This is a genomic window from Polyangium sp. 6x1, assembly GCF_029946515.1.
In the GTDB taxonomy this organism is placed as follows: Bacteria; Myxococcota_A; Polyangia; order Polyangiales; family Polyangiaceae; genus Polyangium.
In genome coordinates, this window is sequence record NZ_JARZHH010000042.1 from 68,050 (window position 1) to 93,716 (window position 25,667).

The 25,667-nt window shown below is 71.0% G+C and carries 20 protein-coding genes; 8 read left to right on the plus strand and 12 right to left on the minus strand.

Features of this window, described 5'->3' with window-relative positions:
• Positions 1–5 precede the first annotated feature (5 nt).
• Entirely contained in the window at positions 6–857 is an 852-nt protein-coding gene (locus QHF85_RS31875; protein WP_136931464.1) for an RNA polymerase factor sigma-32, read from the minus strand.
• Positions 858–1,253: 396 nt separating this feature from the next.
• Positions 1,254–1,580: an iron-sulfur cluster insertion protein ErpA gene (gene erpA, locus QHF85_RS31880; RefSeq protein WP_281331152.1), complete on the minus strand. Its 327-nt coding sequence runs from the start codon at positions 1,578–1,580 to the stop codon at positions 1,254–1,256.
• A gap of 153 nt (positions 1,581–1,733) precedes the next feature.
• Here erpA and QHF85_RS31885 point away from each other — a divergent pair, with 153 nt between their 5' ends.
• The 3 genes from QHF85_RS31885 to QHF85_RS31895 all read left to right on the plus strand — a co-directional run bounded on the left by QHF85_RS31885 (position 1,734) and on the right by QHF85_RS31895 (position 7,681).
• A complete protein-coding gene (locus QHF85_RS31885; RefSeq protein ID WP_281331153.1) occupies positions 1,734–2,441 on the plus strand; it encodes a hypothetical protein in 708 nt (235 codons plus the stop codon).
• A gap of 9 nt (positions 2,442–2,450) precedes the next feature.
• On the plus strand, positions 2,451–5,009 hold the full coding sequence (locus tag QHF85_RS31890; RefSeq protein ID WP_281331154.1) for a homocysteine S-methyltransferase family protein: 2,559 nt from the start codon (positions 2,451–2,453) through the stop codon (positions 5,007–5,009).
• An 80-nt stretch (positions 5,010–5,089) separates the two neighbouring features.
• Complete coding sequence (locus QHF85_RS31895; protein ID WP_281331155.1) at positions 5,090–7,681, plus strand: hypothetical protein; 2,592 nt, start codon at positions 5,090–5,092, stop codon at positions 7,679–7,681.
• A 450-nt stretch (positions 7,682–8,131) separates the two neighbouring features.
• On the opposite strand, the gene QHF85_RS31900 is transcribed toward QHF85_RS31895, so the two are convergent.
• From QHF85_RS31900 to QHF85_RS31910, 3 genes are read right to left on the minus strand one after another with little or no spacing between them, the layout of a single operon-like run.
• Positions 8,132–9,043 (minus strand): ABC transporter permease, encoded by a 912-nt coding sequence (locus QHF85_RS31900; RefSeq protein ID WP_281331156.1) that lies wholly within the window; start codon positions 9,041–9,043, stop codon positions 8,132–8,134.
• A complete protein-coding gene (locus tag QHF85_RS31905) occupies positions 9,040–10,149 on the minus strand; it encodes an ABC transporter permease (protein WP_281331157.1) in 1,110 nt (369 codons plus the stop codon). Before QHF85_RS31905 ends, QHF85_RS31900 begins: the two co-directional genes overlap by 4 nt.
• Positions 10,146–11,714: an ATP-binding cassette domain-containing protein gene (locus tag QHF85_RS31910; RefSeq protein WP_281331158.1), complete on the minus strand. Its 1,569-nt coding sequence runs from the start codon at positions 11,712–11,714 to the stop codon at positions 10,146–10,148. The genes QHF85_RS31905 and QHF85_RS31910 overlap by 4 nt, the downstream gene beginning before the upstream one ends.
• Before the next feature lie 38 nt (positions 11,715–11,752).
• Between QHF85_RS31910 and QHF85_RS31915 the strand changes: the two genes are divergently transcribed.
• On the plus strand, positions 11,753–14,125 hold the full coding sequence (locus QHF85_RS31915) for a fused MFS/spermidine synthase (protein WP_281331159.1): 2,373 nt from the start codon (positions 11,753–11,755) through the stop codon (positions 14,123–14,125).
• Positions 14,126–14,182: 57 nt separating this feature from the next.
• Here QHF85_RS31915 and QHF85_RS31920 read toward each other — a convergent pair whose 3' ends face one another.
• Positions 14,183–14,932 (minus strand): OmpA family protein, encoded by a 750-nt coding sequence (locus QHF85_RS31920; RefSeq protein ID WP_281331160.1) that lies wholly within the window; start codon positions 14,930–14,932, stop codon positions 14,183–14,185.
• Between the two features lie 117 nt (positions 14,933–15,049).
• On the opposite strand from QHF85_RS31920, the gene QHF85_RS31925 reads away from it, so the two are divergent.
• From QHF85_RS31925 to QHF85_RS31935, 3 genes are read left to right on the plus strand one after another with little or no spacing between them, the layout of a single operon-like run.
• Positions 15,050–15,460: a hypothetical protein gene (locus tag QHF85_RS31925; protein ID WP_281331161.1), complete on the plus strand. Its 411-nt coding sequence runs from the start codon at positions 15,050–15,052 to the stop codon at positions 15,458–15,460.
• Between the two features lie 22 nt (positions 15,461–15,482).
• Entirely contained in the window at positions 15,483–16,325 is an 843-nt protein-coding gene (gene larE / locus QHF85_RS31930; protein WP_281331162.1) for an ATP-dependent sacrificial sulfur transferase LarE, read from the plus strand.
• 24 nt (positions 16,326–16,349) lie between these two features.
• A complete protein-coding gene (locus tag QHF85_RS31935) occupies positions 16,350–17,273 on the plus strand; it encodes an MBL fold metallo-hydrolase (RefSeq protein ID WP_281331163.1) in 924 nt (307 codons plus the stop codon).
• Between the two features lie 16 nt (positions 17,274–17,289).
• Here QHF85_RS31935 and QHF85_RS31940 read toward each other — a convergent pair whose 3' ends face one another.
• The 4 genes from QHF85_RS31940 to QHF85_RS31955 form a co-directional block, all read right to left on the minus strand.
• Complete coding sequence (locus QHF85_RS31940) at positions 17,290–17,949, minus strand: SDR family NAD(P)-dependent oxidoreductase (RefSeq protein ID WP_281331164.1); 660 nt, start codon at positions 17,947–17,949, stop codon at positions 17,290–17,292.
• A gap of 74 nt (positions 17,950–18,023) precedes the next feature.
• The gene (locus QHF85_RS31945; RefSeq protein ID WP_281331165.1) at positions 18,024–18,557 is read right to left on the minus strand and encodes a Spy/CpxP family protein refolding chaperone; all 534 of its coding nucleotides are present in this window, start codon (positions 18,555–18,557) and stop codon (positions 18,024–18,026) included.
• A gap of 166 nt (positions 18,558–18,723) precedes the next feature.
• Positions 18,724–19,425, minus strand: a complete 702-nt coding sequence (locus QHF85_RS31950) for a glycoside hydrolase family 16 protein (protein WP_281331166.1) — start codon at positions 19,423–19,425, stop codon at positions 18,724–18,726.
• A 177-nt stretch (positions 19,426–19,602) separates the two neighbouring features.
• Positions 19,603–23,205, minus strand: a complete 3,603-nt coding sequence (locus QHF85_RS31955; protein WP_281331167.1) for a VCBS repeat-containing protein — start codon at positions 23,203–23,205, stop codon at positions 19,603–19,605.
• 147 nt (positions 23,206–23,352) lie between these two features.
• On the opposite strand from QHF85_RS31955, the gene QHF85_RS31960 reads away from it, so the two are divergent.
• Complete coding sequence (locus tag QHF85_RS31960) at positions 23,353–24,351, plus strand: DNA polymerase III subunit delta' (RefSeq protein WP_281331168.1); 999 nt, start codon at positions 23,353–23,355, stop codon at positions 24,349–24,351.
• Here the strand turns inward: QHF85_RS31960 and QHF85_RS31965 are convergent, their stop codons facing one another.
• Both QHF85_RS31965 and QHF85_RS31970 read right to left on the minus strand, forming a co-directional pair.
• Positions 24,352–24,981, minus strand: coding sequence for a hypothetical protein (locus QHF85_RS31965; RefSeq protein WP_281331169.1), 630 nt, complete (start codon positions 24,979–24,981; stop codon positions 24,352–24,354).
• A complete protein-coding gene (locus tag QHF85_RS31970) occupies positions 24,978–25,664 on the minus strand; it encodes a thiamine phosphate synthase (RefSeq protein WP_281331170.1) in 687 nt (228 codons plus the stop codon). The genes QHF85_RS31965 and QHF85_RS31970 overlap by 4 nt, the downstream gene beginning before the upstream one ends.
• Positions 25,665–25,667: the final 3 nt, after the last annotated feature.

Below are 25,667 nucleotides of genomic sequence, written 5' to 3' on the forward strand. Positions count from 1 at the left end.
CGAGATCAGGCCGCGAGCGGGTGGAGCCGGTCACGCAGCTTGCGCTTGGCGCGGGCCTCGAGCTGACGCGCGCGCTCGCGCGAGACGCCGAGGCGCCTGCCAATCTCGGCGAGCGAGAGCTCCTCCTCCGGATCGGCCATCATGCGCGTCTCCACGATGTATCGCTCGCGCGGATCGAGGTTCTGCACCGCCTGCTCGAGCCGCTCGCGCAGGAGCGCTCCCTCCTCGGCGCGCGAGAATCGCTCCTCTTGATCCTGGTCCTCGGCGACGAGCGTATCGACGAGCGAGCGCGCTCCGTCCTCGAAGACCTTCGTATCGAGAGAGACGTCCCGGGCTTCGAGCCGGCGCGCCATCTCGACCACCTTCTCTGCGGGCGCGCCGAACTTCTCGGCGAGGAGCTTGTCCCCCGCTTCGCCCTCGCCCACGAGCCCCGCGATGCGCGCGCGCTCCCGGCGAAGACGGAAAAACATCTTCGACCGGAGCGGGCCGGATCCGACGCCGACGAGGCTCCACGAATGAATCACGTGGTTCAGGATGTACGCACGGATCCAGTATGCCGCATACGTGACGAACCGATTGCCGCGATCCGGGTCGTACTTGCGGATCGCGTGCACGATACCGAAGTTCCCCTCGGCGATGAGATCGGCGAGAGGAATGCCATAACGCCGGTAGCTGATCGCGATGGACACGACATGCCGCAGGTTGGCGAGCGCCAGCCGGGCGGCCGCTCGCTCGTCTCCCCGATCCCGGAAAGCACGGGCGAGCTCGACCTCCTCCTCGCGCGAGAGCTCCGGAATTTGCCGAACATGCGCGATGTACCGAGAAACCGCGCTGCTTTGGTCTCGAGAGGTCTGCACGTCTTCCCTCATTCTCAGAAAAGGTGCGATTCCATTGGGACGCACCGCGTAGTCGCTCGGGCCTACCCGCCGTGGACGCCGTTTCGAGGGGCCTTCGAGGACGTCGGCCCCGACGGACCGACTCCCTGCATGACTCACGCCGCCCGCGATTGCTTCGGACCTGGTCCGCGCGTGGCACGCCCCTGGCTCACGGGGTGACATGGCCCCAGAGAGAAACGACCATGGGTGCGGCGTGGCTGCACGCTGTGCGACCGGAACGGTCCCGAGCGGCGCACTTTCGGCTGGCCCGAAGAACGCAGAAAACAGGGATTTCGAGGGGATTTTGCGCCTCTTGCCGTCCGCGGGAGAGCAGGCGGCGAGGCGCGGGGGAGCGCCTCGGGCGGGCGACGGGGCGTGCTAGGCGGAGAACGAAGAGCCGCAGCCGCAGGTGCTCTTCGTGTTCGGATTCGAGAACTTGAATCCCGAGCCGTGGAGACCTTCCACGTAATCGATCTCCGTGCCCTCGAGATACTGATAGCTCAGGGGATCGACGTAGAGCTTGATGCCCTTGTCCTCGAAGGTCTCGTCGAGGTCGGTCGGCTTGTCCTCGAAGTAGAGATCGTAGGAAAAGCCGGCGCAACCGCCGCCGATGACGCGCAGACGCAGGCCCTGCCCCATGAGGTCCTCGGCCGTCGCAATCTCGACGACCTTCTCGGCCGCTTTGTCCGTGATGCTGATAGACATAGTCCTCCTCGTCGCCTCGTCCGGAGGAGCCATGGACGCGAGTAATTAGCGTCGCAGAGGCCGCGCTGAAGCCGGCCGCTCCCAGACGCTCCCTAAGATAGGCAACCTCCCAGCCACTTGCCAGTGGTAGATGACGCTACGGAACAAAAGGGCATGCGGCTCCTACGTCGCGGCGTGATCATGGTGCGAAGCGCGGTCCCACCGCCGGACGAGCGCGAGGTCTTGCGTGCGCTCCGTGTGCCCCACGCGACGCGCATCACGGACATCGACGAGCGCGGGGTGCGGGAGGCGATCACGCTCGCGCTCGATCGCGCGCTCGCGATGACCGCGTTCGAGGGCGTCTTTCGCACGGCGGAGACCTCGGAGATCCGCGAGGACGAGGTCGTCCTGCGCGAGGCGCCGCCGGGGCTCTTGCGCTCGTCCGTGCTCGCGAAGCGGTTCGCGGGCGCGCGTGAGGTCGGGCTCTCGGTCGTGACGCTCGGGGAGCGATGGGACGAGGCGCTGGATGAGCTCGCGCGGCGCGGCGAGCCGGCCGAGGCGTGGTTCCTCGACGCGCTCGGGACGTTCTTCGTGGATCGCGCCGCGCGGATGGTGGAGGCGCGGATCGCGTCGGACCTCGCGCGGGCGGGGCTCGCTCGGTCGGCGCGGTACCGGCCGGGGTACGAGGGCTATCCGATCGAGGCACAAGGCGCGCTTTGCCCGTTCGTGGAGGCTTCGCGGATCGGCGTGACGGTGAACGAGGCGATGAGCCTCTGGCCACGGAAATCCGTGACGACCGTGGTCTCGTTCGTCGCGCGGGAGGACGGGGGAGCGCTGGAAGACGAGGGGGATCCGGTCGTCACCGAGGCGAAATCGAGCTAAGGAGAGCGCGTGAATCGTCAGGAATTCGCGAGGCGGCTGCGGAGCGAGGTGCTGATCCTCGATGGCTCGATGGGCGCGTTTTTGCAGGCGCGCGGGCTGCCGGACGGATACGCGCCCGACCTCTGGAACGTGGAGCAACCCGACGCGATCACGGCGGTGCACCGCGAGTACGTGAACGCCGGGGCGGACATCCTCCTGACGAACACGTTCGGGGCCTCGCGCCTGCGGCTCGGCGAGTACAGCGCGGCAGATCGCGTGCGCGAGATCAACGCGGCGGCCGTCGAGAATGCGCGGCGGGCGATCGGCGACAAACGCGTGCTCGTCGCGGGCGACATCGGCCCGAGCGGGACGACGCTCCAGCCGGGCGGGGAGCTGCCGTTCGAGGAGGCCGTCGAGATCTTCTCGGAGCAGGCGCGCGCGCTCGTGGACGCGGGCGTGGACGTGATCGCGATCGAGACGATGTTCGATCTCGTCGAGATGAAGGCGGCGCTCATCGGCGTGCGCGACGTCACGCGGACGGTCCCCGTGATCGCGCACATGACGTACACGGTGCGGGGGTTGACGGACACGGGCACGGATCCGGAGACGGCGGCGATCGTGCTCGAAGCCTGCGGCGCGGACGTGATCGGCGTGAACTGCTCGGTCGGCCCGGAGGACATGCTGGAGGTCGTGGGGCGCATGGGGCGGGCGACGTCGCTACCGCTCTCGGTGCAGCCGAACGCGGGCCTTCCCGTGATGCGGCACGGCCGCACGGTCTTCCCGCAGACGGCCGATCAGATGGCGCCGTTCGCGCGGCAGTTCGTGGATCGTGGCGCCGCGATCGTGGGCGGCTGCTGCGGCACGACGCCCGAGTACATCCGCATGATCGCCTCGGAGGTCGGGCACAAGCCCCACGCGACGACGAACCGCCTGCCGGGGACGTGGATCACGTCGCGGAGCCGGAGCCTCCGGATCGGCAAGGGCGCGCCGTTCGTGACGATCGGCGAGCGGATCAACCCGACGGGGCGCAAGGTGTTCTCGCAGGCGATCCGCGAGGGCCGGACGGACCTCATCGTGCAAGACGCGCGGGCGCAGGCCGAGGGCGGCGCGATGGCGCTCGACGTGAACGTCGGCGTTCCGCTCGTGGACGAGGCGGCGATGCTGGAGAAGGCCGTGCTCGCGGTGCAGAACGTGACGGACCTGCCGCTCGTGGTGGACTCCGCGAACGTGCACGCGCTCGAGCGCGGCATCCGTGCGTTCCCCGGGCGCCCGCTCGTGAACAGCGTCGATCCGGTGCGCGAGAAGGCGGAGTTCTTGCTGCCGATCATCAAGCGCTACGGCTGCGCCGTGATCGGGATGTGCGCCGAGAGCGAGATCCCCGAGCGCGCGATCGATCGGGTGCGCAACGCCGAGAAGATCCTGCGGATGTGCGAGGAGTACGGGATCCCCAAGGAGTGGGTCGTCTTCGACTGCATCTCGATCCCGGTGAGCGCGGCGCCCGTGGCCGCGGCGCAGACGATCGAGACGATCCGCATCATCACGAACGAGCTCGGCTGCGCGACGACGCTTGGTTTGTCCAACGTGTCGTTCGGGATCCCGCTCCGGAAGAGCGTGCACAACACGTTCCTCGCGCAGGCCATCGCGGCGGGCCTCGACAGCGCGATCTGCAACGCGGTCGATCCGCTGCTGCAGGAGACCGTTGCGGCGGCGAGCCTGTTCGCGGGCCGTGATCTGAACTGCCGGCGATACATCGACCTGGCCGTGCCGCTCGAAGCGCAGAGGAAGCGCGATCAGGCGATGCTCGAAGCCGCGAAGGCGGGGCAGCTCCTCAACGTGGCGACGCCGGTCGGCGACGAGCCGAAGGGCGTGGCGGGCACGGGCAAAGCGAAGGGGACGCGCGATCTTCTGTGGAGCGCGGTCGTCGAGGGCGACAAGGACGGCGTGCCCGGGCTCGTCAAACGCGCGCTCGAGGAGGGCATCGATCCCTTCGACATCTTCCTGAACGTGCTCACGCCGGCGATCCGGCACCTCGGCGATCTGTTCGGCTCGGGCAAGAAGTTCATCCCGCACCTCATCGCAAGCGCCGACGCGATGAAGGCCGGCGTCGCCGTGCTGATGCCGCTGCTCGAAGCCTCGGGCAACGTCGAGAAGAAAGGCACGGTCATCCTCGCCACCGTGAAGGGCGACATCCACGACATCGGCAAGAACATCGTGGGGCTGATGCTCCGCAACTTCGGCTTCGACGTGCACGATCTCGGGCGCAACGTGCCGCTCGAGGACATCCTCGCCGCCGCGCGCGAGCACAAGGCGCAGATCATCGGCCTGTCGGCGCTCATGACGACGACGATGATGCGCATGAAGGACGTCATCGACGCCGTGCGAGGTCAGGGCCTGCCGCACGTCGTGATGATCGGCGGCGCCGTAACGACGCCTTCGTTCGCCGAGGAAATCCGCGCCGACGGGTACGGTAAGGACGTAGGTGACGTGGTCGCGATCGCCGAACGGATGCTCGCGACACACAAGGAGCGGTTCCCGCGGGAGGCCTCGGAGAAGGCCCCCACGCAGGCGCCGCGCTCGCCGTCGCCGTAACGGTCTCGCGCGCGCCGCGGGCAATCTCCCGTCTCCTCTCCCCCTCGCGGGCCGGTCGGACTCGGCATACGCTCGAGCGGATGGCGCACCTCGAGACGACCACGCTCTGGGAAAGCACGCTCGCGCCCCGCGAAGACGACGACGCAGCGGGGCCTCGCAAGGCCCTCCGCGACGCGTTCTCGCGCATCCGCGGGCGCGCCACGGCCATCGCCAACGAGATGGTCGAGGCCCGCACCGACGAGCCGAGCCTCTCGGACCTTTTGCACACCGACGATCTGTGGATCAGCGCGGACGCGGTCGCGGGGCCGAGCTTTCCGCTGACGCCGCCCGAGGCGTTCGTGCTCGCGTCGTCGCTCGTGGTGCACGATCTCGCGCTCGCGCTGGCGACGATGCACGGCGCGACGGACGCGCTGAAGGGCGAGCGCACGTGGCTCGACGCGGTCGTGGGCATGCTGGTGCGCAAGCTCGGGCGCGCGCCGACGGCGGCCGAGCTGCAGCAGCCGCCGGCCGACATCGAGCAAGAGGCGATCACGGAGACGTTGCGCACGCTCTACGCGAGGCACGCCGAGAGGCTCGCGCTCGCGCCGTACGGAGACGCGCGCGGGCAAGAGCACCACCTGGTCGAGCCCGCGGAGCTCCGGCAGGCGTACGGTTCGACGATCGGCCGCATCGCGCGGAGCCACCTGTGGCACGCGACGGAGCTGCCCGCGCACTTCCACGAGACGATCGCGCCGCTCGCGGGAATGCCCTCGGGCTGGACGGTGGACGCGTTCAAGCTCGCGTGTCTCCTGCGCGTCGCGGACGCATCGCGGATCGATTTTTCGCGCGTGCCGCACTTCTGGCGCGCGGCGCGAAGGCCTGCGGGGGCGCGGCGGGAGCACTGGGTCCTTCAGGAGAAACTGCGCGAGCCGTACGTCGCGAACAGCCGGTTGATCTTCCTCGCCGACAGTCCCTTCACGGTGGAGGAGGCGCCCGCGTTCTGGCTCGGGATGGACACGCTCGTCGCGGTGGATCGCGAGCTGCGGATCGTGGACACGCTGCTCGCGGAGGCAGGCCGGCCGCGGCTCCTGGCGCGTGGTGTGGCGGGCGTGGAGGATCCGAGCCGGCTCGCGGATTTCCTCCCCGTCGAGGGATGGACGCCGGTGGACACACGGGTGCACGTGACGGACATCCCGTCGCTCGTGGAGCGGCTCGGCGCGACGCGGCTCGACGAGAGCGACGCCGCCATGCCGCTGCGGGAGCTCGTGCAGAACGCGGCGAGCGCGGTGCGCGCGCGGCGCATGCTGGAGGAGTGGCCGAGCGACTGGGGCACGATCACGGTGCGGCTCGGCGAGGACGAGGAAGGGCACTGGCTCGAGATCGAGGACACGGGCACGGGGATGCCCGCGGAGGCGCTCGCGGCGCCGCTACGCGACACGGCGAGCGAGTACTGGTCGTCGCTGCTCCTGCGCCGGGATCCGCCGGGGCTCCTGGCGAAGGGCTTCCGCCGCGGAGGCGGCGGGCTCGGGCCGTTCGCGGTGTTCCTTTGGGGTCAAAGGGCCCGGATCACGACGCAGACGTCGGAGCGCGCGCGCAAAGAGACGAGCGTGCTCGAGCTCTACGCGGGCGGGACGACGCGGCCGATCCTGCGCGCGGCAGGCGATGCGGAGGTGATGAGCGACGCGGGGACGCGCGTGCGGGTGTGGCTGCGCGCGCCGCCGGACGCGCCGGACGGGATCTTTTATCGACGCGGGCACGATCGCTGCTGGACGCTGGAAGAGCTCTGCGCGTGGCTCTGCCCGGCGCTCGACGTGCACCTCGACGTGGAGGACGCGCACGGCAAACGGACGCGCGTGGTGCCGGCGTCGGACTGGATGACGATCGACGGCTACGAGCTGCTCGGTCGGACCTGGAGCCCGGAGCCCGAGCCGTTCGAGAGGCTCTGGCCGCGCGAGATCCCGGAGATGGCGCAGAACCTGCGGCCGCTCGCGACGTCGTCGGGCGACATGGTGGGCCGCGCGTGCATCCACCCGACGTACGCGGGCGTGGTGGCGGTGGGCGGCCTGCGCGCGTGTTCGATGCGAGGGATTTCCGGCGTGCTCGTGGGTCGTCCCGGCGCGACGCGGCAGGCGACGGTGGTGCCGGTGGTGGAGCGGCAAGAGCTCGCGCGCTGGGCGTCGGAGCAGGCCGCGCTCTTGCCGGCGCTCGTGAAGGAGCCGGCGGAGCAGATGGCGTGCGCGCAGATCGTGCAAGCGTGCGGCGGTCGGCTCGGGGCGCTGCCGATCGCGGAGGGCGCCGCGGGATGGCTGTCGGAGCAGGCGATCGCGGCGTGGGACGCCGTGCCGGACGAGGTGCTCCTCGTGCGAGATCACCAGAGCGGTCGCGGGCCCTGGTGGCGCGCGAAGATCAAGCTCGCGCCGAACGTGCTGGTCGTGCGGATGCACTTGCCGTCGATCCTCGACGCGCGCGATCCGACGCTCTGGCCGAGCGAGGAGGCGCCGAGCCGCGAGCCATGGCGCGCGGTGCTGCGGACGCTGGCAGGCGCGGTGCTGGAGGCGCTGGCGCGCGCGTGGGGCGTGCCCCTCGACGAGGTCGTACGAGCGACGGGGCCGTCGCGGGAGACGCGGGTGATCGGGGTGGTGGAGGGGCGGACGGTGGAGAGCTTCGTGGATGTGGTGAAGCGGCCGGGTTGAGGGATCGGCGGGGGCCGGTGGAACACGCTCGGATCGGGAGCGAGAGGTTCCACGATTCTTGCGTGACGTGTGTCGCACGCGTGCAAGTCGCTCCCTGACGTGTCGTGGAAGGTGCTTGCACGCGTGCAAACGGGTCCTCGCGGCCTGCGAGGGAGCGGTTGCACCGGTGCAAGGGGCATCCCGCACACAGGACGGCGGCGCTTGCACGGGTGTGAGCAGGGATGTGGCGGGGGCGCGAGGACCGTTGCGCCCGTTCAAGGGGGGTGATCGAAGGTCGCTGGCTGCGCTTGCACGCGTGCAAGGCACACCATGCAAGTGGCACCTGTCGATTTGCACGCGCGCAAGGCACGCCACGCACGTGGCGCCTGTCGATTTTCACGCGCCCGAGGGCCGCGCTGGCAGGTGGTTGGCTCGCGCTGCGCCGGCGCGAGCGCGCCTCGGCCCAGGACCCTACTCGGCAGCGTGCTTGCCGAGCCCCTCCGGCGCACCCGCGCGGCGCGGCGCGAGCGCGAGGACGAGCAGCGTCGCGACGTAGGGCAAGGTCTGGATGAGGTCGCCGATCGCGGTCTTGCGGACTTCGTCCTGGAGCACGATCTGGAGCGCTTCGAGCACGCCGAACGCGAGGCACGCGAGCGCGGCGCGGCCCGCGCGCCAGCCGGAGACGACGACAGCGGCGAGCGCGATGAAGCCGCGACCCGCGGACATGCCGGACTCGAAGCGCTGCTGGTCGTAGGCGAGGTGCGCGCCGCCGAGCGCGCAGATGGCGCCGGAGACGGCGAGCGCGGCGAGGCGGACGCGCGTGACGGAGATGCCCACGCTCGCGGCCGCGACGGGGTTCTCCCCCGCGGCGCGGACGCGCAGGCCGAAGCGGGTGTTTCGTAGGACGAACGGCGTCGCGGCGACGGCGGCGAGCGCGCAGAAGAAGACGGGATCGGCGAGGACACGCAGGAGCATCGCGCCGCCCGTGGCGCCCGTGGGGCCGAAGCGGAACGCATCGATGCCGGGGGAGTTCGAGGCGCTGTCGTAGAGGGCGCGCAGGCCCATGCGGGTCGCGGCGAGCGCGAGCAGGTTCAAGGCGATGCCGCTGATGACGGCGTGCACGCGCGCGCGCTCGGTGAGCTGGCCATGGCCGAGCGAGAGCGCGACGCCCGCGACGATCGCCGCGACGAGGCCAAGGGTGGGGCTGTGCGTGGCATGCGTGACGGCGACGGCCGTGAACGCGCCCGTGAGCAGGATGCCTTCGAGGCCGATCTGGATGACGCCCGCGCGCTCGGCCCATACGCCGCCGATCGCCGCGCACGCGTAAGGCACGGCGATGCGGACCGACTCGGCGAGCATGGTGAGGGAGAAGATCGAGCTCACGAGCGGGCCTCCTCGGAGGCAGGCGTGGGGGCCGGTTTGTCGCGGGGGGGTTCGGGCTCGGGGTCGGCGCTGGCCGCCGCGCGCGCGCCCTGGGACGCGACGCGGCTCGCGACGGCGACGAGGACGATGAGCGTGGCTTCGAGGACGTTCATCGCCTCCCTCGGGACACGCGCGTTCACCGCGAGGCCGGCCTGCTCCAGCGTGCCGAGGAAGATCGCGGCGAGGACGATGCCGATCGCCTTGCCGCGGCCAAGCATGGCGACCGCGATGCCGCTCCACCCCGCGCCCGCGCCGAGGCCGAGCTCGTAGTAGCCCTTGTACCCGAGCGCCGTGGAGGAGACGGCGAGCGCCGCGATCGCGCCGGAGAGCAGCATCGCGAGGAGCATGCGTCGCTCGACGTCGATGCCCTCGGCGCGGCACGCCTCGGGGCGAAGCCCGACCCAGCGGATCTCGCGGCCGGGCCGGCTGCGGCCGAGGAGGGCCATCGCGGCGAAGACGGTCGCGACGGCGAGCGGGAAGGCGAAGCTCGCGGCGCTGCCCGCGAAGGAGGGGATGACGCGATCGAGGCGCGGGAGCGCGGCGCCGGGCGCGATGTCCGCGGTGCGGAGCGAGCTCGAGCCGAGCACCGTGGAGAACGTCCACGGGAGGATCGCGTCCACGATGCGGTTGACCATGATCGCCGTGATGATCTCGTGCACGCCGCGACGCGCGCGCAGGATCGCCGGGATGAACGCGACGAGCGCGCCGACCGCGGCGGCGGTGACGAGCACGATCGGCAGCGCGATCGGCATGGGGAGCGAGGCGGGCAGGTTCGACGCGACGAGCGCGCCCACGAGGCTCGCGAGCCCGAGCTGTCCCTCGGCGCCGATGTTGAACAGGCCCGCGCGCAGGGCGACCTCGAACGCGAGGCCCGTGAAGAGCAGCGGCGTGGCCTTGAAGAGGACCTGGCCGAGGCCGTACGGCGTGCCCCACGTGCCCTCGAACGCGAGGCGCAGCGCCGAGGCCGGCGCTTGCCCGAACGCGAACGCGATCAGGTTGAAGAGCAGGATGCCGCCCGCGATCGCGAGGACGATCGGGAGCAGGGCGCGGGCGCGTTTGTCGTTCACGCGTCCTCCATGCCGAGCATCGCCCGGCCGATGACGTCGTCGGCGGCCGTGGGCGGCAGCTCCGCCACGATGCGGCCGCGGTGGATGACGAGGATGCGGTGCGAGAGGCGCTTGAGCTCGCCGAGGTCCGCGCTCACCAGGAGCACGGCGAGGCCCTTTTCGGCGGCCGCGACGACGGCGCCGTGGATCGTCGCCGCCGCGCCCACGTCGACGCCGCGGGTCGGTTGTCCGAGGACGACGAGCGCGCGCTCGGGGCTCGCCTCGATGCGATCGAGCGCGCGCGCCACGACGACCTTCTGCTGGTTGCCGCCGGAGAGATCACCCGCGCGCCTCGCCGGATCGGGTGGGTTCACGCCGAACCGATCGATGCGATGTTTGATCAACGCGGCCTCCGCGGCGGGCCCGTCGATCTGGTCGAGCTCGCCGAGCACGAGGTTGTCGCCCACGGACGCGTCGAGCATGAGCCCGTCGGCGTGGCGATCCTCGTGGACCACGGCGACCGCGCGGCGCCGCTTGCGAAGATCGCCCGTGGACCTCACGGCCGGAAGGCGCGCGCCGCCGAGGACGATCGCTCCGGCCACGCCGGGTTCGAGCCCCGCGACAGCGCGCACGAGCTCGCGCTGCCCGTTGCCCTCGATGCCCGCGATGCCCACGATCTCCCCTTTTTTCACGGCGAAGCGCAGGCCGTCGAGCACGCGTTTGCCCGCGGCGTCGACGAGCACGAGGTCCTCGATCGAGAGCGCGACCTCGGCGTCCTCCGCGAGCGCGGGCGGGCTCGCCTCGTGCGGCGGCTCGCCGCCCATGATCGCCCGCGTGAGCTCGTCTTCGAGCCGCTTCGGATGGTTGCGCTCGTCCGCCGCGATCGGCCGCGAGAGCACGGTCCGACCGCGCCGCATGATCGTCACGTGGCCGGCGAAGCGGATCACCTCGTCCATGCGGTGCGTGACCACGGCGATCGTCGCGCCTCCCTCGGCGAGCGCGCCGAGCGTCGTGTAGAGCTCCTCCGCTTCGAGCGGCGAGAGCACCGCGGTGGGCTCGTCGAGCAGGATCGCGCGGGCGCCGCGGTAGAGCACGCGCAGGATCTCGAGGCGCTGCCGCTCGCCCACCGCGAGATCCGAGGTGCGCGCGTCGAGGTTCACCCGCAGGCCCGTCTTTTCCATGAGCGCCTCGGCCTCGCGCCGCGCCTTCGTGAGGTCGAGGCGTCCAAACGAACCCGTGGGCTCGTTGCCGAGAACGAGGTTTTCCAGGGCCGAAAACGCGGAGACCAGCATGAAGTGCTGGTGCACCATTCCAATGGCTGCCGCGCCGTCCTCGATCTTCACCGTGCCCGCGACGCGCGGGGCGAACCCCGCCGCCGCCTTGAGCAGCGTCGACTTGCCCGCCCCGTTCTCTCCGAGGATCGCGTGGATCACGCCGGGCTCGAGGGTGATCGTGGCCGATCGGATGGACCAGCAATCGCCGTAACGAACGGCGATGTCTTCGATCTTCATCACGGGGCCGCGCATCGCGCCCCGAGGATACCGCGCCGCGCGCAGGCCGGGATCGGCGGCGATGACCTTTTTCACGCCGTGCGATCTCGGCCCCTTCGACTATCGTCCGCGGCGTGCGACCTCGGTTTTCCCTCGTCGTGACGCTCTTCCTCGTCTCCGGCTCGACCGGGCTCCTCTACGAGGTCGCGTTCGGCAAGCTGCTCGGCTACGTCTTCGGCGCGACCGCGTACGCCGTGAGCACGGTGCTCGCCGCGTTCATGGGAGGCATGGCGCTCGGCGCGTACCTCGGCGGCAAGCGCGCCGCGCGTATCGCCCGCCCGCTCGTCGCCTACGGGGTGCTGGAGATCCTCGTCGGCCTGGTCGTCGCCGTCTCGCCCGCCGCGCTCGAAGCGCTCACCGCGGCGTATGTCCACGTCGCGCAGAAGGCCCCGGGCTCGCTCGCGATCCTCACCGCGGCGCGCGGCGCGCTGACCGCGCTCGTGGTCATCGTTCCGACGGTGGCGATGGGCGCGACGCTGCCGATCCTGTCACGCGTCGTCGCCGGCGAGGTCGGCGATCGCAGCCGGCGCCGGCTCTCGCTGCTCTACGCCATCAACACGGCAGGCGGCGCGATCGGCGCGCTGACGAGCGCGTACCTCGTCCTGCCCGCGCTCGGCGTGCGCGGCACGATCTGGGCCGCGGCGCTGGCGAACGTGACCATCGGCGTGACGGCGATCGTCGCGGGCAGCCGCGCGCCCGCGGCTGCGGCGAACGAAGCGAACGAGGCGAAGGAGGAGGCCCCGAAACCCGCAGCGTCCGCCGCGCCGGAGCATGGTCCCTACCACGAGAACACGGCGCTCGCGTTCGCCTTCGCCTCGGGGTTCATCGTGTTCGCGGCCGAGGTCGTCGAGACGCACCTGCTCGCGCTGCTCATCGGCAACAGCGCGTACGCCTTCGGCCTGATGCTCGCCGTCTTCCTCGTGTGCCTGGCGATCGGCGCGGCGCGCTCCCCTGCCCTCGCCGAAAAACGCGGCGACCGCGCGCTCGCGCTCGGCCTCGGCGCCGCCGCGATCTCCCTCGCGGTCACGATGCCGCTCTGGGCGGAGCTACCGCGCCTCTTCCTCTTCGCGGGCAAACACGTGCACTCGTGGGCCGGCCGTGAGCTCGTCCGCGCGCTCGCCGCGCTCCTGATCCTTGCGGTGCCAACGGTCTTTCTCGGCACCACGTTCCCGCTCCTGCTCCACCGCGTCGCCTCGATGCCCGACGTCGGCGCGCGCGTCGGACGGCTGACCGTGGTGAACACCGTCGGCACGATCTTCGGCTCGATCATCACGGGCTACTTCATCCTGCCGGCGCTCGGCTCCCAGGGCACGCTGCTCGGCGTGGTCGCGGCGCTCGCGATCGCCTCGGTGCTCGCGTCACGCGTGGCCGCCGGGGACAAGGGCTCGGCCGCGACGCGGTTCGCCTTGCCCGCGGCCGCGATCGTCGTCGCGCTCGTGCTGCCGCGCTGGGACATGGCGCGCATGACGAACGGCGCGAACGTCTACTTCTCCGCGGGGCCGCCGCCCGATCGCATCGAGATGGTGCGCGAGGACGTGCACGGCGGCGTGACGACGGTCGCGCGGCGCGCCGAGGTGCTCACGCTCTACACGAACGGCAAGTTCCAGGGCGACAACGGCCCCGAGATGGCCGCGCAGCGCAGGTTCGCGCACTTCCCCTCGATGTTCCTCCGCGGCAACGAGAAGCGCGTGCTCGTCATCGGCCTCGGCACGGGCACGACACTCGGCACGATCGCCGCCTACCCGTGGGAGCGCATCGAGGTCGCCGAGATCTCGCCCGCCATCGTGGACGCGTCGCGGAAGTATTTTGCCGAGCCGGCGCGCGGCTCGCTCGACGATGCGCGCACGGTGCTCTCGCTCGAAGACGGCCGCAACCACCTGCTCGTCTCGCCGGGCGGCTACGACCTCGTGACGATGGAGCTCACGAGCGTGTGGTTCGCGGGCGCCGCGAGCCTCTACAGCCGCGAGTTCTACGAGCTCGTACGAGCGCGCCTCGCCGACGGCGGCATCCTCCAGCAGTGGGTGCAGCTCCACCACATCCGCAGGCGCGAGCTCGCCGCCATCGTGCGCACGCTGCGCGTCGTCTTCCCGCACGTCGCGCTCTTCGTCGGCGGCTCGCAGGGCATCCTCGTGGCGAGCGCGCGTCCTCTCGTCGCCTCGCGCGCCGAGCTCGATCGCATCGCCAACCTCTCCGGGATCCAGGAGACGCTCGGCGCGGGCACGCTGCCCGGCTTGCTCGACGAGCTCGTGGCCTCGGGCGAGGAGCTCGATCGGTTCGTCGCGGAGACGCCGGGCGAGCCGATCGTCTCCACCGACGACAACCTCTTCCTCGAATACGCGACGCCCAAGGGCAACGTGCTCGACTACTGGCAGTCGCTCCGCGAGACGCTCGCGATGCTCGACGGGTACCGCACGCCGAACCCGGCCGCGCGGCACCTCGGTCCGTAGCCGACGCTTGGGGGCTTCGCTCCGGCGAGCGGAGCTACGCCCCCAAACCCCCGGGTTCTACTTCTTCTGCTCGGGCTTCTTCTGCGTCGGGTCGAGCGAGATCTGCTTGTCCTGGACCTTCTTCACTTCGTTGCCCGTGGGCTTGAACTTCAAGGTCGGCACGACGGCGACGACAGGCTTCTTGCGCGCCTCTTCCTCGGCCTTGCGCTCTTCGAGGCTCGGCACGTCGAGCACCATGCCGCCGGCAGTCGGGTCCTTGCCGAGGAAGGGCTTGCCGTCGACCTCGGCGACGTGGAACTCGGTGCGGCGGTTCTCGGCGCGGCCCATCTCGAGCTCGTTCGGCGCGATCGGCTTCGTCTCGCCGAAGCCCACGGCGAGCAAGCGCAGGTGGCTCACGCCGTTGTCGACGAGCCAGTTGCACACGCTGAGCGCGCGCCTCGCGCTGAGGTCCTGGTTCTTGTCCTCGGCGCCGGCGTCGTCCGTGTGCCCCTCGATCCGCAGGCGCGTGACCTCGGGGTGGTCGTTGACGAACGCGAGCAGCGTCTTCAGGACCTTCTCGGTCTCGCCGAACTTGCGGATCGTGGCGCTGCCGGTCTCGAAGACGATCTTGCCCTCGATGTAGATCTGGCTCTGGCCTTCCTTCGCGGTCCAGGCCTTCTCGGGGTACCAGCGCGGCAGCTGGCTCTTCTGCTCCGCCTTCGGCACGGGCACGGGCGGCAAGCGGTTGTCCGAGCAGCCGACGAGCGCGGCGAGGGCCCCCAGCGTGGCGGCGAGCGCGACGGACCTTCCAAGCGAGGTGCGGTTCATGAGAGGCCCCAAGCGTCACCCATTCCGGCCTTCTCCCGCAAGTAACTCGGTGCGAGGCGGGCTCGACTTGTGTTCCGCCTCCGATTTGGGCACCGTCCGAAGGGCGTGGAGGCTCGCATGGCGCTCGTCGGCAAGCTCGAAGTCACCATCAAGATCAACCGACTCCCCACCGAGGTCACCACGGACAAGAACGGCTGGAAGGAGTTTCACGTCGATTTCGGCAAGCGCGGCGCGCGCGTGAGCCTGCGCCCGCGCATGTGGAACCGGCTCGAACAGGCCGCGAACACGCACCCGCACTGGATCGCCGTGATCACCGGCATGATGGGCGACGACGTGCAGAAGGGCATCTTCAAGCTGCTCGAGCCGAACCTACAGGTGTTCGAGTACACACCGAAGACGCCCACGACCGGAGCCAAACCCGAGGAAACGCAGGCGGAGGGCAGCAAGGCCGACGCGCCCGCGCCCGCGCCCGCGCCGGCGCCGGAAAACGCCGACGAAAAGCGGGCCGCCTCCCCTCCCGTCGACTGACGGCGTGTTACATCCTCCTCCCATGGCTCTGGCACCTGCCATCGAGGACAAGCTCGCTCGCCTGCGCGAGCGGCTCGTCGAGCTCGGATCGGTCCTCGTTTGTTACTCCGGCGGCGTCGACAGCGCGTTCGTGCTCGCGGCCGCCCACGCGGCCCTCGGGCCTCGCGCCGTGGGCATGACGGCCGTCTCGCCGAGCCTCGCGCCCGGCGAGCACGAGGACGCCATCGCAGTCGCCCGCTCGATCGGCGCCGATCATCGGCTCGTCGCGTCGAACGAGATCGAGGATCCGGGCTACATCGCGAACAACCCCGACCGCTGCTTCCATTGCAAGAGCGAGCTCTACCGCATCGCCGCGCAGAAGCGGGCGGAGTGGGACCTTGGGGCGATCCTGAACGGGACGAACGTCGACGATCTCGGCGATTACCGACCAGGGCTCGAAGCGGCGCGGCTCGCCGGCGTGATCAGCCCGCTCGTCGAGCTCGGGTTCACGAAGGCGGACGTGCGGGCGGGCGCGGCGGCGATGGGGCTGCCGATCTGGGACAAACCCGCGGCGGCCTGCCTTTCGAGCCGCATCCCGTACGGCACGAGCGTCACGCGCGAGCGTCTCACGCAGATCGGCGGCTTCGAGGGCGCGCTGAAGCGGCTCGGCTTCCGTCAGGTGCGCGTGCGCTACCACGGCGAGCTCGCGCGGATCGAGCTCGCGCTCGCCGAGCTCACGCGCGCGGCCGAGCCGGAGATCCGCGACGCGATCGTCGCGGCGGGCAAGCAGCACGGGTTCAAGTACGTCACGCTCGACCTCGCCGGCTACCGCGTGGGCAGCCACAACGAGGTGCTCGTCGGCAAGAGCCTGCGCATCGTGAGCTAGCGCGAAACGCGAAGGAGGGGCCCCGTGGGTCGATTCGATCACCTCGCCACGCAGCCGCGCCGCGGCCCGGCCGACCTCTTCCGCTGGCGGGTCCTCGATCCGCTGAAGGGAAAGAGGATCAAGGATCCGGGCGGGTTCGTCACGCCGAGCCGCCCGCACGACGCGGACCTCGTGAAGAGCCCCGAGGCGAGCCTCTCCTGGATCGGGCACGCGAGCTTCCTCCTCACGCTCGGCAAGAAAAACATTCTCTTCGATCCGGTCCTCGGCGAGCGAATCGGCCCCATCAAGCGCCTCGTGGCGCCTGGGATTGCCTGGCAGGAATTGCCGCCGATCGACATCGTCGTGATCACGCACAACCACCGGGATCACCTCGACGCGTGGAGCATCGAGCGGCTCGGCGATCGGCCGACGTACGTGGCGCCGCTCGGCAATGCGCGGTTCTTGAAGGCGGCCGGGGCGTCGGCGAAGATCGTGGAGCTCGACTGGTGGGAGACGACCGGGATCGACGCGCTCGAAATCACGCTCGTGCCGTCGCGGCACTGGTCGATGTACATGCCCTGGGACCGGAACGACGCGCTCTGGGGCGGCTACGTGATCCGGGGGCCCGAGGGCACGGCGTATCACTCGGGGGATACGGCGTACTGGGATACGTTCGAGGAGATCGGGCGGCGGGCGGGGCCGATTGACTGGGCGATGCTGCCGATTGGGGCCTACGAGCCGCGCTGGTTCATGGAGCCGCAGCACATGGGGCCCGAGGAGGCGGCGTCGGCCGCGAAGATGCTCGGGGCGAAGCATTTCGTGGCCATGCACTGGGGGACGTTCAAGCTGACGGACGAGCCGATCGGCGAGCCGCCCGAGCGTGCGCGCGCGGCCTGGGAGGCCGAGGGCGGCGCCGCGGAGAAGCTCTGGATCCTCGACGTGGGCGAGACGCGGTATCTCGGGCGCTAGCCGCGTCGGGGAAGATTTACTTGTAAACGATCTCGCGCTCGCGCTTGCCGGGCTCCTGCGTGTGCAGGGTCCAGTAGGCGTCGGCGATGCGATCGGGATCGAAATGGGTGCCGGGTTTGACGAAGCCGCAGATCGTCACCGTGGCGACCTGGATTCCGTCGGGCTCGACCTCCGCGCCGAGGCTGAAGGTGAGGTTGCGGATCGCGGCCTTGCCGATGGCGAGGGAGGCATGCGTGGGGAAAGGCGTGAGCGCGAGGCCGCCGCCCGTGAGGAGGATCGTGCCCTTCTTTTGCGCGCGCATGCGGGGCAAGACCGCCTGCACGGCCACGACGGCGCCGGCGACGTTGATGCGGAAATCGTAAAGGAGGTCCTGAATCGGGACCTCGGAGAGCCGATTCTGCTTCAGGACCGCGGCGTTGTAGACGAGGACCGAGGGGGCGCCGAGGCGCGCTTCGATGTCGGCGAAGGCTTGCCGGAGCGAGGTTTCGTCCGCGGCGTCGGCGGGGAATCCGTACGCCTCGGCGCCTCCACGCTGGAGCCCTTCGACGTATTCGTCGAGGGCCTCGGGGCGACGCGCGATCAGCGCCGCGAGAAAGCCTTCACGGGCAAAGCGGCGAGCCACGGCGAGGCCCACGCCGGGGCCCGCGCCGACGACGGCGATGACGGGTTTGCTCATGAAAAACCTTTACCAGCGCCGCGCGTGCCATGGAAGGAGGGTGTGGGGGGCCGGAGCCCCCCACGCGCCGCGACTCAGATCGCGAGCGCTCCCGTTCGCAGGAGATACGCGAGCTTCTTCCGCTGCTCGGCCGACAGGAGCGCGTGAATGCGCCCGATCGCCCGCACCACGGCCGCTTGCAGCCCCTCGGCGCTCTTCACGCGATCCGCGCGGATCTGATCCAGCCGCGTCTCGTCGATCTTCTCGCCGAGCACCGCGTCGGCGAACGCGCTCGTCGTGCGCCGATGATCCACGGCGGCCTGGGCCCGCTCGATTTTCAGCTCGTCCAGGATCGTCGCGAGCTCCGCGATTTGCCCGTCGTCGAGCTCCAGCCGGTGGGCCAGGAATCGCAGCGGCCGGCGCACGCCGAACCCGCCGGGTCCGTCGAAATCGGAGCCGCCGGGCAGATCGTCACCGCCTCCCCCGTGCCCGTGCCCGTGCCTATGGCGACCGCCTCTCCCGGGGCCGCAGTCGCCCCCGAACCAAGCATGACGACCGCCGGAAAAACCCTCGGGGCCACACGAGCCGCCTCGGCCCGCGCGCCACCACGCAACGAATGCAGGATGCATGTTCATTCCTCCTCGCCGGGGCTCGTCGCGCCCGGCGGGTGTTTCGAGCGCGGGCCTCATGCCTCGCGCCGTGTCCGGAGCTTGCGGCGCGCCGGCCCGGCTGTCAACGCGCGCCGCGTCGATACGCATTTCTTCACAGTCGACGCGGCGGGCAAGGCGGGCTCGATCAGAAGAAGTCGACCCTCTCGATGATGACCTCGAGCTGGGTCTGCACCCCCGAGGGCCGCCGGCCGTCGCGCAGCCAGAAGTTGATGCGAGGGAACGTCGTGTTCGCCGGCGTCGGCACACCCGTCGTGAGGCGCGTGGTCACCGTGCTCCCGCCGCCTCCGAGGGGAACACTGGAAAAGTCCACGGCGCCGGAGGACCAGACGAACCTGTGTTCGCTCCGCGCCCAGGCGCTTCCCCCCACGGTAAACGCGCGGGAAGTCGGCTGGAGCGAGTGGAAGAGGTTCTGGCCCGCGTTCCCGAATTGCGCGATCTCGATATCCATCTCGTTGTTGTTCGGCACGTCCGTGTCGTCCCACGTGAAGAAGCCGAGCACCGATTGCCGGTGGAAATTGTCGATCGGGGTCGCGAGGACCATCCGGTACGTGCCGAATCCAATGGACTCCCGCATGATGAGCTCGGACGACGTCCAGACGCCATTGATGCGGCGAATCAACATGTGAAGGCGACCCTGCGCGTCGACGGATACGTTGCTCGCGCTGAACACGTTGGGGCCCGGGCCGACCCGGTTGCGTCCGCTGTCCTTGAGATCCCACTCGAAACCGGAGAACGTGAGGGCGCGCGCCTCGCCCGAGATCGTGAGCGCGCAAAGCAGGACAGCCGAGGAAAACCCAGTCGACAACGCCTTTTCGATGGCCAGCATGCCGGCCGCTCGGTGCCATTGTCGTGCCACGGGCGGGGCATGCGGCGTCGATCCCGGCGAGCGGTCCGCGGGGCAGAAGCATTGTCCCCGCATGCCGGTCGACTCTCGCTGTTCCACGAATTCGGATGGGCAGCGCCTGCGCAGCGGCGGGGCGCACGGACGCGCGGATGCGCGCGGTCAGCGGGGCGTGTTCGAGGCGCGCCGCGCGCGACGGAAGAGACCGCCGAGGCCGAGCGCGAGCGCCACCACGAGGGCGGACGCGCCAGGCGTTCGGCCCGATGCGCCGCACCCGCCGAACGTGGTCGGATCGGACGGAGCGGCCCCGGGATCCGGATCCCCAGGCAGGATCACGGGCGGATCGACGTGCGTCACGTGGCCTTCGTCATCAACGGAAGCATTCACCGAGGCCACGGCCGGGTTGCCCGCGGAGTCGAGGACGGAGACACGCAGCACGACCTTCTTGCCGAAGAGCGCGGGCGGCGGCGTGACCGAGAGCTCGGCCTTGCCCGTGGGGCCGCCGAAGAGGCCTTCCCCGGCGACGAGCGCCTCCTCCTCGGCCGCGCCTGCCTCGTGCATCCGGACGAGCCAATGGTCGAGCGCGAGGTCGTCCGTCGCTTCGAGGGCGAGGTGCAGGGCCGTGCCTTCGGCCGTCGCGGCGGCGTCGAGCGTGGGGGGTTTGCCGTCCGCGACGACGACAGGCCGCGAAAAGACGTCCGGGCTCGCGCCGTTCGGGCCGATCGCGCGCACGGCGACGCGGTAGGGGCGATCGGCGAGCACGCCCGTGAGGTCGATCGAAATCGAGGTCCCCGCGGTGGACTTGTAGGCCGGGGACCAGAGGGGCTGGTCGTCCGGGCCGACGAGCGCGTATTCGTAGCTCTTCGCCTCGGCGACGGGCGCGAACGCGACGTTCACCGACTCGCCGGGCTTCAAGACGTGCGGCGCATCGGGCGGCCCGTCGTCTGTCTCGCCAAACGAGACCCAGCTCGGCGAGAGGCAGCCGGGCACGTCGATGTGGTGGATGTAGCCGTCCGCGACGCCCACCAGGATCTCGTCCGCGCCGTCGCCGTCGGTGTCGCCCACGACGGGCTCGGCGACCGAGCCGCCGAGGAACTTCGACCAGCGTAGATCGAGGGTGCAGGCGTCGAGGGCATAGAGGTATCCGTCCGTCGAGCCGGTGAGAATGGCAGGGCCGCCCGGGCCGAGCGAGGCGACGGACGTCGTGTTCGAAAGCACGCCGGGGCGTTTTCCCGCCGCGTTCGCCGCGTCCACGGTCGGGAAGACGCCGCCGCCGGCGAGCGTGCGGGCGCCGAGGAGCGCGCCCGTCGCGCCGTCGAAGGCGCGCACCGTGGGCGAGAGGACGGCCGGCGTCACGAACCGCGCGGCATTGCCGCAGACGACGCGCGCGCCGGCCATTGTATTGACCTGCTCGGGGCACTCGGATTGCCACGCGGTGCCGAGGTCCGCCTGGAGGAGCCGCGGCGAGGACGCGCCCGCCTGGAGCAAAAGCTCGGGCCCGGGCCCGCCCTGGAACGAGGCGATCATGGGGAGCGAATACCACATGAAATTGCCCGGCGTCGTGGTGACGAGGCCCGTCGCCGCGTCGCGCGCGTTCAGGCCGTCGTTCATCGAGTACCACGCGTCCGTGCCGTCGCCGTCGAGGTCGCCGACGCCCGAACCGAAGAAGCCGCCGAACGGCAATGGTTCGCCCTGCCAAACGAGGCTCCCGGTGGCGAAATCGACCGCGGACTGGACGATCTGCACGCCCTCGATGCGCCAGTCGAGGCCGACACGCGGGACAGCCTCGCCCTTCACGCGGAGCGGCAAGGGCGTGCCGTGCGGCGCGCCGGGGCCGAGGTCGACGGCGCCGAGGGAGGTACCATCCTGCGAGCGGCGCGCCACGAGGGCGGTCCCCTCCACGCCGACGACGGCCGTGCCGAGCGAATCGAGATCCACGATGCTCGCCATTTGCATGCCAGGCTGGAGGAAGCGCGGCAGCGGCGGGACGATGAGCGAGGCGAAGCGCGCGTCGCCGACGTACAGGCCGAGCGGCGAGCCCGGCAGGACCACGAACGGCCCGAGGTCGTCCTTGCCGACGAGCGGCCCGCCCACCGCGCCCGAGCTCGGCTGAAGGCCGCCGCCGACGAGCGAGCCCGTCGCCTTGCCGCCCCAGAACACGATGCCGTTCGTCCCTTGCAACGTTTGTCCGAGCACCACGATCGTGCCCGCGGTCGTGCCGACGGCGACCTGCGGATAAGGCCGCGTGGAGAAATCGGCCCCGAAGACGCCGGTCACGTCGCCGACGAGCGGCACATGCTCGCCGACCTTCTTCGCGCCGGCCGCGTCGAACACGAGGGCCTGGATGTCCCGGAAGGTGCTCGGTTTTTCGAGGGACGTGTAGGGCAGATCGGATTTCGGCCGGCCGACGAGCAGCGCCGGGGTTTGTCCAGGCCGCGGGAGCACGGCGAGGCGATGATCGAGCGGGCCCCTCTGCGCGCGCGCCGGGTCGGGCATCGAATGGGCGCGCACCTCGGGGATCGGGCCGGCCAGGGCCGTGAGGGCATTGCCGTCGAAATGGTGGACCGAGAGGCCCGCGGCGGTCGCCGTGACGAGCTCCGCGCCGGCCCCAGCGCCGAGATCGGCCGCGCCTTCGAAGCGCGCGCCCGGGAGCACGGCGACGGTCGCGCCCGCCGCGCCCTTCAGGATCTCCGTGGTGAACGGGGACGAGGGGGTCGCGCGGTGCGAAAACACGAGCTCGTCCGTGCCGTCGCCGTCGAGGTCCTTGGCGACGTCGGCGAGCATGACCATTTCGGCGTCGTATCCGGCCGTGTTGCGCTGGAAGAGGAGCGCTCCGGCCTTCGTCTGCGGATCGACCTTGAACACCGTGAGCCCCGGCGGACCGACCTTCGCCGCGACCTGGCCGTGCGGCTGCACGACGACGAGCTCCTTGCCGGGCAAACCGTCGATCTCGGCCGCGATCGCGTACGCCTGCGAAAAAGGTTTTTCCTGGGCGCCGACGGGCACGCCGAGCGTGGTGACGGCCTGACCGTCCTTGCCGCTCACGATCACGATCTCGGCGGGCGACGTGAGCACGATCTCGGGCAAACCGTCGTCGTCGAGGTCGACGATCGTGTCCGTGCCCGCGTGCGAAGGCGGCGGCGACGCATTCGCCGGGCGCATCCAGAGCGCGGTCGCCGCGCCGAACCCGCCGGCGAACGAGAACGCGCCGGCCGTCATCGTGCCGGGCGTCGCGCAGCTCGTGCATTCGTCGATGTAGACGTCAGGCAAACCATTGCCGTCGAGATCGGTCACGCGGACAGACGCAGGCGCGCGGAACTCGCCGAGGGGCGAGCTCCAGCGGACCGTGCCCGTCGCGCCGTCGAGGACGTGCACGCGCGTCTCGGTGCGGACCACGACCTCGCTCTTGCCGTCGCCGTCGACGTCGGCGAAGGCCTCGACGACGCCGACGCCGAGGATGTCGCTCTTCCACAGGGTCGCCTGCGACACGCCGTGCTTGGCGACGAACCGCCCGCCGACGGCCACCACGAACTGCGAAGCGTCCCCGAGGCCGAAGCGCGCGAGGCGGCCCGTCGGGCGGCCGCCCATGTACGCGCGCCACGTGACGACGGGCTCGACCACCGGCACGGATCCCCCCGAGGCGCCCGTGCGCGCGGCGTCGTGACGCGCGACGGGCCAGGTGTCGGCTTCGGCGCGGCCCGGCGAGAGCCCTCCCGCGAGAACCACGAGCGCACCGAGCAAAGCAGCACGAGACGAGCAGCGCATGACGCCTCCCTTCGGAATCCCCAGCATTGCTGGGCCTTGGTTGTTTGGCGGGCCTTCCACATTCAAGCGCGCCGCGCGGAGCTTGGGGGCGAGCTCGGGTGCAACGCGCACTTCAACGCGGCGGGGCTCCGTGCTAGGCAGTCGCGCGTGCCGTTTTCGCGCATCCTCGGCCAGGACGAGGCCATCCGGACCCTCGTGCGGGCCCTCGAGAGCGGGCGCGTCCACCACGCCTACCGCTTCGAGGGGCCCGACGGCGTGGGCAAGGAGATGGCCGCCTTCGCGCTGGCGCAGGCGCTCGTGTGCACCGGCGGCGACAAGCTCGGCTGCGGCAAATGCGACGCCTGCCAGCGCGCGGTGACGCTCGGGACCGAGCGCCCCGAGGTGCCGAAGCACCCGGACGTGATCCTCGTCGAGAAGGGCCTCTACCCGCCGGCGACGCTCGACAAGAAGACCGAGGAGGTGCAGGGCATCTCGGTCGAGCAGGTGCGGCGCATCGTGCTGCCCCACGCGTCCTACCCGCCCCACGAAGGACGCGCGCGGCTCTTCATCATCCGCAGGGCCGAGGAGATCACGCCCTCGGCCGCGAACGCGCTCCTGAAGACGCTGGAGGAGCCGCGGCAAGGCACGCACTTCGTGCTGCTCACGTCGCGGCCGGATCGCATGCTCGACACGATCCGATCGCGCACGCTGAAGATCCGCTTCGGGCCGCTCTCGGACGCCGTGCTGCACAAGATCCTCGACGCGAACGGGATGCCGGCGGGAAAGCAGGACCTCGCGATCGAGCTCGCCGCAGGCAGCGCGTCGGCGGCGCTCGATCTCGCGGACGCCGAGCGTACGGCGGCGCGTGACGAGTTCGTCACGTCGATGCTCTCGGCCGTGGCGGCGCCCGATCTCGGGCCCGCCGTGGCGCTCGCGGAGGCGCTCGACACGAAGGACAAGGAGCGGCTGCGCGACGACCTGCGCGCCCTCGGCGCGGCGCTCGCGCGTTCGTCGCGTGGCCGCGCGGCGAGTGATCCGCGCGCGTCGGTGATCGACGCCCGGCGCTACGAGTTCGTGCTGCGCACGATCGGCTACCTCGAGCGCAACGCCTCGCCGAACCTGTCGATCATCCAGCTCGTGTCGGAGCTGCGCGACGCGATGCCTTGATCAGCTCTCGGCGTCGCCGCGGCCCATGCGGTCGTACTCGCTCTCGTCGAGGCGGCGACCGGCCCACGCGAGCGCCTTGCCTTCGCTCGTGACGACGAGCGCGACCTCGCGGCCGCCGGCCTCGTACACGGCGAGGATGCCCGACGGGCCGACCGTCGGCGCGCCCTGGCCGAGCCGCTCGAACGTCACGGGCAAGCGGCTCCTGCGCTGCATGGCCATGCCCCGGATCTCCAGCGTCCCGGGCGGCTCGGGCGGGCTGTCGACCGCCTCGGGGCTGAGCCAGAGGATCACGCGCGAAGCGGCCGGGACGAGCGCCACGACGTGATGCGCGAGGCCCTCCGGCGCCACGAAGATCACCGCGGCGAGCGCCTGCTCCCGCGCCACGATCGCGCCCGCGAGCCAGCGCTCGTCGCCCTCCGCGGAGACGACGTCGCCGAGCGCGAGCCCGAGCCCCGCGAGCGGATCGGCCGGCGCAGGCGCTTTCAGCTCGCGCGGCTTTTTCTTGTCTCCTTGCAGCTTGCTCTCGTCCGGCGCATCGACCTCGCCGCGCGCGCTCTCGCGACGCCGGCTCGCGAGGTAGCCGAGGGACGCGGCCACGGCGGCCGTGACGGCGATCGCGACGAGGCTCATGGCGCCTCCGTTCGGGGCGTCGCGCCGGCGATCGCCTCGTGCAGCGTCCGCGCGCGCCCCGTCACCTCGGCGAGGCCCGCGTCCCCGCTCGCGAGCGGGAGCAGTGCGCCGATGACCGCCGCGGCGTCGACGACCGCGCCGACCGCGGCCGCGTTCTCCAGCGTGATCCCGCCGATCGCCACGAGCGGACGGGCATACCCGAGCGAGCGCGCGTGCGCCGCGAGGATCGCGAGGCGCGAGAGGCCGATCGGAGGCTCGGCGTCGTCTTTGTTTTGTGTCCCAAAGACCGGACCGATCCCGAGGTAGTCCGCGCCTTCGGCGACGCCGGCGTCGATCTGCGCCTCGTCGTAGGTCGAGAGGCCCACCCCGAACGTGCTGCCCGTCCGCGCCGCGAGCGCGCGCACGAGCGGCACGGGCAGATCGCTTTGACCCACGTGGATCCCCGGACAACCCGTGAGCACCGCGAGATCGGGCCGGTCGTTCGCATAGAGCGGGACGCCGGCGCGCGCGGCGAGCTTCGTGAGATCGGCGAGGAGCGCGAGCGTCCGCCGCACGCCCGAGGCCTTGTCGCGGAGCTGGAGCGCGGCGGGGCGGGCGGCGAGCACGGCCTCGGCGAAGGCGACGGCGTCGATTCCGCGCCGGTCGAGCGCGGCGGTGTCCACGATGGCGTACAGACCTCGCATGCG